6 protein-coding genes are annotated in these 6,608 nt (G+C 60.5%); 4 read left to right on the forward strand and 2 right to left on the reverse strand.

Annotated features, from left to right (window positions below):
• Positions 1 to 289: 289 nt before the first annotated feature.
• On the forward strand, positions 290 to 862 hold the full coding sequence (folE, locus tag V3H18_RS16250) for a GTP cyclohydrolase I FolE (protein ID WP_332083131.1): 573 nt from the start codon (positions 290 to 292) through the stop codon (positions 860 to 862).
• A gap of 188 nt (positions 863 to 1,050) precedes the next feature.
• On the opposite strand, the gene acpA is transcribed toward folE, so the two are convergent.
• Entirely contained in the window at positions 1,051 to 2,739 is a 1,689-nt protein-coding gene (acpA, locus tag V3H18_RS16255; protein WP_332083132.1) for an acid phosphatase, read from the reverse strand.
• A gap of 355 nt (positions 2,740 to 3,094) precedes the next feature.
• On the reverse strand, positions 3,095 to 4,204 hold the full coding sequence (leuB, locus tag V3H18_RS16260; RefSeq protein ID WP_332083133.1) for a 3-isopropylmalate dehydrogenase: 1,110 nt from the start codon (positions 4,202 to 4,204) through the stop codon (positions 3,095 to 3,097).
• 239 nt (positions 4,205 to 4,443) lie between these two features.
• On the opposite strand from leuB, the gene V3H18_RS16265 reads away from it, so the two are divergent.
• The 3 genes from V3H18_RS16265 to secG form a co-directional block, all read left to right on the forward strand.
• A complete protein-coding gene (locus V3H18_RS16265) occupies positions 4,444 to 4,908 on the forward strand; it encodes a hypothetical protein (protein ID WP_332083134.1) in 465 nt (154 codons plus the stop codon).
• Between the two features lie 208 nt (positions 4,909 to 5,116).
• Positions 5,117 to 5,878 carry a TylF/MycF/NovP-related O-methyltransferase gene (locus V3H18_RS16270; RefSeq protein ID WP_332083135.1) on the forward strand — a complete coding sequence of 254 codons (762 nt, stop codon included), beginning with the start codon at positions 5,117 to 5,119 and terminating at the stop codon, positions 5,876 to 5,878.
• A 292-nt stretch (positions 5,879 to 6,170) separates the two neighbouring features.
• Positions 6,171 to 6,608, forward strand: a 438-nt coding sequence (gene secG / locus V3H18_RS16275; RefSeq protein WP_332083136.1) for a preprotein translocase subunit SecG, incomplete at its 3' end; no start/stop codon positions are given.

The following is a 6,608-nucleotide window of genomic DNA, read 5'->3' on the forward strand; positions in this document are numbered from 1 at the left end:
CCCCTGAAGCCGCGCCCGTCGCGGCGTCCGCGCCGGAGCCTGTGGCCGCGCCGCCTCCGCCGGCCCCGCCGCCAAGCGACGGGCCTTTCGGCTTCGTCAAGCGCGCGGTGAATTCGGTCGGCTCCGCGATCGGGGTGGGCCACTAATCCCGCTTCCCAAGAGGCGAAACATGACGCCGACGCCGCGTGCGTCGGCGTTTCTTTTTTAAAAAGCGCTCTCTGTGGCCTTTGCCTTCGACGCCCGCCTGTCGCAAACTTCCCGGCCCTTTCTGGGCAGGAGATTTTAACGAATGGCTAAACCGACTCAGACCGACGCAGAGGCGGCCGTAAGGGTGCTCATCGAATGGGCGGGCGATGATCCCAACCGGGAAGGGCTGGTCGACACGCCGGCGCGCGTCGCGCGCTCCTATCGCGAGCTGTTCGCCGGCTATGACGTCGATCCGCGCGACTATCTCAAGCGCACCTTCGACGAGGTTGGCGGCTATGACGAACTCGTGGTCTTGAAGGATATTCGCGTCGTCAGCTTTTGCGAGCATCATCTGCTGCCGGTGACCGGCCGCGCCCATGTCGGCTATCTGCCGAACAAGCGCGTGGTCGGCATTTCGAAGCTTGCGCGCGTCGTGCACGGTTTCGCCCGCCGCCTGCAGATTCAGGAAAAGCTGACCGCCGAGATCGCCGAAGCGATCCAGGACATTCTGGAGCCGCAGGGCGTTGGCGTCGTCATTGAGGCCGAGCACAGCTGTATGACTCTGCGCGGGGTGAACACGACGGGCTCGCTCTTGACGACGAGCCGGCTGCTCGGCGTCATCCGCGACGACCCGCGCACCCGCGAGGAATTCCTCGGCATGGTGCACGGGAAGTGAGCCGCAAGGACATTTCGGTCCAAACGAAGGTCCGAAGCTTGCGACTCGACCCGAGGTCGGCGCAACGCCCCGACCGTAAATGTAACGGCGGGGCGTTTTTCGTCATATGACGGGCGTTAGGGCAGCAAGCAGCAATCGATCTTGCCCTTTGCCCTTTTTCACAATGATCAGTGATGATCGTTGTTCCGTTAGTCTCTGAGCGCGCTCTCCAGGCTCTGGACGCGAGCGTCGCGCGTCGCGAGCGGCGCGAGACCGAAACGCTCCTCGATCAGTTTGAGAATCGAAGTCGTGTCATGCGCGACATGATCGACGTTCGACCGCTGCAGTTTTTTCGAGATCAGGATCGTCGGAACGCGCGTGCCCGGCCCCCAGACGTCATAGGGTCCGATCCGGTTGGCGGCCGACGGCGGCGGGACATGGTCCCAAGCGCCGCCGAACTCATCATAAGTGATGATAATCAGCGTATCGTGACCGTTCGGCCCCTCAACGATCGCCTTCACCAGATCGACGAGATGGTTGCTGCCTCCTGTCTCACTCGTGTAGCCGGGGTGCTCATTCTCGGCGCCGAGCGGCTTGACGAAGCTGACCGCGGGGAGGCGTCCCCGCCTCGCCGCATCGAAAAATTGCGCCTCGTCGCGCAAATGATCGGCGCGCGCGGCTTTTCCCGGCGCATAGGCCGCGAAATAATTGAACGGGTGGTGATGGAACTGGAACAGCTTGTCGGGGCAGTTCGGAAAAGTCGCCGTCGGCATGGCATGGGGGTCTGCGCAGGACGGACCGGCGCCGTTCGTCCAGCCCAATGCGTTCTTGTCGCCATTGGCGTTGGACCACCCGCCCGCGTACCACGCCCAATCGACACGACGCGCCGACAGACGATCGCCGATCGTCGTATTGGTGAGCGGCGGCAGACGTCTGGCGTCGGCGGTTCCCGGCGCATAGGGCTGATAGAAAGGCTGGTTAGTGTTGATGGCGTAGTCGCCGCAAACCACGCCCGCCGGAGTCGCCGGACGACCGACTGGCGGATGGCAGGATGCGCTGAGCTGCGCATCCTTCGCCGCCGCCCCAAGCGGGCTCGCATAAAGCGGCGTGCTTGTCGGCATGCCGTTCACGTCGACCACAGAGTGGAAATCCGTCGAACCGCCGTCATTCGCAGCGCCAGCGAAGACGGGCGTCGCCGCCGCGATCAGCCATTGATGATTGAGAAAGGAGCCGCCGAAAGCCGCCTGAAAGAAATTATCGGCGATGACATAGTTCGGCGCGCGTCGGCCCTGTAGATATTTGTATAGCGGGAGTGCTTTTGTGTCGTAGTAGCCCATGGCGAGCCCGGCGGCGTCGCTGCCCGTCACATAGCGGTTTTGTTTGCCGCCGTTGATCTGGAACTGCTCATTATAGAATCGATGCACCAGGTCACGCGTGCAGCCGCCGGGCAGACCCGCTCCCTTAAGGAAGCCATTCGCAGCAGAAGCTCCGTAGGGATTCGGACAGGTCGTGTCCGTTGATGCGATGTAAGAGTCGATTTTGAACGGGGCGTTGGCGAAAGCGCTGACGAAAGCCGTCGCGGCGGTTGCATCTGTGCATGTCGTCGCCAAGGGCGTAGGCGAGGTCAGATTGACGTCGTTCTGCAGCAGACAAGAATAGGGCGTCGCTTGATTGTCGAAACGCACCTGCCGCGTATGCCAGAAATCGGCGAAGGAAAGGCCGTTAACCCGTTTCCCATTCACTGCGTCCCAGAGGCCGTAGAGATTATCGAAGCTATGATTTTCTTGGTATATGACAACGATATGATCATAGCTGCGGATCGAGTCAGCGCAAGCGCTTGACGCTACACAGCTCACCGCAAATGCTACCAAGCCCCTCAGGCTTTCCTTGAGCAGCATGTCCCGCCTCCATTTGGTTGATGGCGGGCTTGTGCTTAGCTTGGCCAAATTTCCTATTGATGACCCATAAATGACGGATTGAACAAAGCCTGTCCCGAGTAGGAGTCGGCAAAATGTTGCGGCGCCTGTGAGATTGCGCGGCCGCCTTGGGAAATCCCAAAACCTTGAACCGTCACTACGGCCCAGAGAAAACCGAGACGGCTAGCAGAAAGGCCCGAGGCATGCCGACAGAGCATGCGATGCTGGGCGCTTCGACCCGCCATTCAGCGCATTGCGAGTCGGATTGAACAATCGGGCGCCATGGCGGCCGTTCGATCGTTTCGCCGCCAGGCTCCTTGCGAATAGAAAGATATCGCTATGTCAGCGTCGTCTTCAGCTCCGCGACGATCGCGTCGCCCATCTCTCTCGTTGAGACGGTCGAGGCCGCGTCGCCCTTGATGTCGGCGGTGCGCAGGCCCTTGGCGAGGACGCCGGCGATCGCCGCGTCGATGGCGTCGGCGGCTTGCGGCAGATCGAAGGAATAGCGCAGCGCCATGCCGAGCGAGCCGATCATGGCGATGGGATTGGCGACGCCGCGCCCGGCGATGTCCGGCGCCGAGCCATGGCAAGGCTCATACATCGCATGGCGCTTGCCCGCTTCATTCGCCGCGCCGAGCGAGGCCGAGGGCAACATGCCGAGCGAGCCGGTGAGCATGGCGGCTTCGTCCGACAGCATGTCGCCGAAGAGATTGTCGGTGACGATCACGTCGAACTGTTTGGGCCAGCGCACGAGCTGCATGCCGAGCGCGTCGGCGAGCATATGTTCGAGCGTGACGTCGGCATATTCGCGCTTGTGCAGCGCCGTGACGACCTCGCGCCATAAGAGGCCCGATTTCATCACATTGGCCTTGTCGGATGAGGTGACCTTGTTGCCCCGCTTGCGCGCGAGTTCGAAGGCGACGCGGGCGATGCGCTCGATCTCGTAGGTTTCATAGACCTGCGTATCGACGCCGCGCTTCTGGCCATTGCCGAGGTCGACGATCTCCTTGGGCTCGCCGAAATAGACGCCGCCCGTCAATTCGCGCACGATCATGATGTCGAGGCCGTCGACGATCTCCCGCTTCAGGGACGAGGCGTCGGCGAGCGCCGGATAGCAGATCGCCGGGCGCAGATTGGCGAAGAGGCCCAAATCCTTGCGCAGCCGCAGCAGTCCCGCCTCCGGGCGCACGTCATAGGGCACGCCGTCCCATTTCGGCCCGCCGACGGCGGCAAGCAGCACGGCGTCCGCCGCCTGGGCGAGCGCCATGTCGGCCTCGCTGATCGCCTGTCCATGCGCGTCATAAGCCGAGCCGCCGACGAGCCCGCGCTCGATCTCGAAGCGCGCCACGCCCGCCTCGCCAAGGAAGGCGAGAATCTTCTCGGCCTCGGCGGCGATTTCCGGACCGATGCCGTCGCCAGGCAGGAGCAGCAGCTTGTAAACGGACATGAAACCCTCTTCCCCATGGTTAAGACCCGCGCCGTCAATAGAGGGCGCGGCGAGGCGACGCAACCGCGCAGGCCCGCTCGTTTCTCTGCGACAATTGGCGCGGCGCATCCCCCTTGCCGCGCGGCGCGAAGCCGTGCAGCTTGAAAAAGGTCAATGGACAGGGCCTTCGCGATCAGGCGCGCCGACGAACGAGCGAGCCGGGGCGGAGGCTATCGGCCGGAAACGAGGGAGAAGCGCTCATGAAAAGCTTGAAGATCGCCGCGCTGACGCTGGTCGGCGCGCTGGCTCTGTCCGCGCCTGCAAAGGCCTTTTGCTTATTGGGGTGCGAGCCGACCGAAGCCGACGCCCGCAAGGTGTTCGAGAATGTCGTCAAGAAGAAATTCGACGAGAACGCCGTCGTCGGCAATTTCAAGGTGGACCGCTTCTGGCGCCTCGACGTCGAAGGCGCGGGGCATAAGGGCGTCGAATTCTACTTCACCGCCGACGTGACCTTCCCGAAGGGCGCGCATCTCGAATGCAAGCCCGAAGGCGGCGCGGTGAAGGAAGGCTGTTCGGCGAGCAATTATTTTTCGACGACGATCCAGAACCAGATGATCAAGGACAAGCAATATATCGAGCCGGGCAAGACCTTAACCTTCAAGGACGAAACCCGTTTCGACCAGGGAGACGGCGGCTGGAAAGGCCAGGACGGGAATAAATATTAGGACCCTGAGGCTATCGGCGCGCCATTAGCCGCCTTTACGAGGTTTGGGGTCGAATTCCCCAAGCCTCTCTTTGGATTCGCGTCATCCCCTGACCGCAAATTTCTTGAACCGGCGCCCGGTCGAGGATACAGAATAAAAACAGCAAGCTTTACTGTTATCACGAAGCGCTAATCGCCGCAGAAACATGAACGGAAGTAAGGCGCAGCTAATGACGTTTCTTCGCTACGTTAAATCGATTCTACCTAAAATGGAGGCTAAAAAGCCAGATTTCTCCTCGATTTACCCCGTAGAACTATCGGCCGAGGAAAAGAAATTACTGGATTACGTCATTAAAAAAAAATTGACCATGGTCTCCCCCATGAGGCTTTGGGCCACTCTAATGGCTTGCAAGCACGTAATCGAACGAAATGTCCAAGGCGATTTTGTGGAATGCGGCGTATGGAGAGGCGGAAACGCCCTGATCGCCGCCAGTATATTTAAGATGTATTCCGAAAAGAGGAATATATATTTATTTGACACATTTTCCGGCATGACGGCTCCCACCAGTTTTGACACTCAGATACTCGACGGCTCCGCAGCGATCGACGAGTTTTTGCGCTCCCGAAAGGACGGCCATACCGATTGGTGCTATGCGTCCCTTAAAGATGTGAGACAAAATTTTGCCGATGCTGGCGTATTGGATGAAAATATAAAGTTTGTTGTTGGCGATGTATTGAAAACTTTAGAGCGCGATGAATGCTTGCCTAGTTCGATATCTGTCTTAAGGTTGGATACGGATTGGTATGAATCGACCAAGAAGGAGCTTGATATATTATATCCTAAATTGTCAGTGGGCGGCGTATTGCTCATCGATGACTACGGCTACTGGTCCGGATCAAAAAAGGCTACGGATGAATATTTTGCTCGCAATGGAGGCAGGCCTTTTCTCCAATATACCGATCATGACGGCAGGGCGGGCGTGAAGTATTAGGGCGGATCCAGGACGGCATTTTTTAATGTTTAGAAGCTGGATAAATTTGGTTGGGCCGTATGATTGCCGGACGCCCGTCAATTGCGTTGGCGCGGACCTTCGTGCTCCCACCGTCGGAAGCAGAATGCCGTCGGCGCGCATCGAATGACGCGGGCGCAACGCCCGATAATCCGCCTTTTTAAGCCTGCCGTGCGGGCTTTCGCCCCTTCCTTGCGCAGGAAGCTTGGTGTAGAACGCCGCACAAGATTTATGCGCGTGGCCGTTTTCCCGGCGCGCGCCGGGAAGAGGTCACATGCAGCAGGTCATTATCGCGATCCATCTGATGGTGGTGACGGCGCTCGTCATTCTCGTGCTTTATCAAAAGTCCGAGGGCGGCGCGCTCGGCATGGGCGGCAGCGGCGTCTTCACCGGCCGCGGCCAGGCGAATGCGCTCACCCGCGCCACCGGCATTCTCGCGACGATCTTCTTCATGACCAGCATCGCGCTCACCGTGCTGCCCGCCTGGGAGCGCCGCGCCGCGGGCGGCGACGACTGGACCAAGGCGGTCGACCCGGGGTCGATCCAGTTGAAGGAAATCAAGAAGCCCGACGCCGCCGGCGGCGAGGCCGCGCCCGAAAAGGCGCCAGAGCCCGGCAAGGACAGCATTTTCGACCAGCTTCAGCGCGCCCAGCAAAAGCGCCAGCAGAGCGCGCCGGTAGAGGCGCCGCCGCCGGCCGCCCCTGCGCCGGCC

It is taken from the genome of Methylocystis borbori, assembly GCF_036576025.1.
Classification (GTDB): domain Bacteria; phylum Pseudomonadota; class Alphaproteobacteria; order Rhizobiales; family Beijerinckiaceae; genus Methylocystis; species Methylocystis borbori.

What these genes read in the sequence shown, in the direction of transcription:
- folE (WP_332083131.1), top strand. Translation starts at nt 290, where the DNA reads ATGGCTAAACCGACTCAGACCGACGCAGAGGCGGCCGTAAGGGTGCTC.
- acpA (WP_332083132.1), bottom strand. Translation starts at nt 2,739, where the DNA reads ATGCTGCTCAAGGAAAGCCTGAGGGGCTTGGTAGCATTTGCGGTGAGC.
- leuB (WP_332083133.1), bottom strand. Translation starts at nt 4,204, where the DNA reads ATGTCCGTTTACAAGCTGCTGCTCCTGCCTGGCGACGGCATCGGTCCG.
- V3H18_RS16265 (WP_332083134.1), top strand. Translation starts at nt 4,444, where the DNA reads ATGAAAAGCTTGAAGATCGCCGCGCTGACGCTGGTCGGCGCGCTGGCT.
- V3H18_RS16270 (WP_332083135.1), top strand. Translation starts at nt 5,117, where the DNA reads ATGACGTTTCTTCGCTACGTTAAATCGATTCTACCTAAAATGGAGGCT.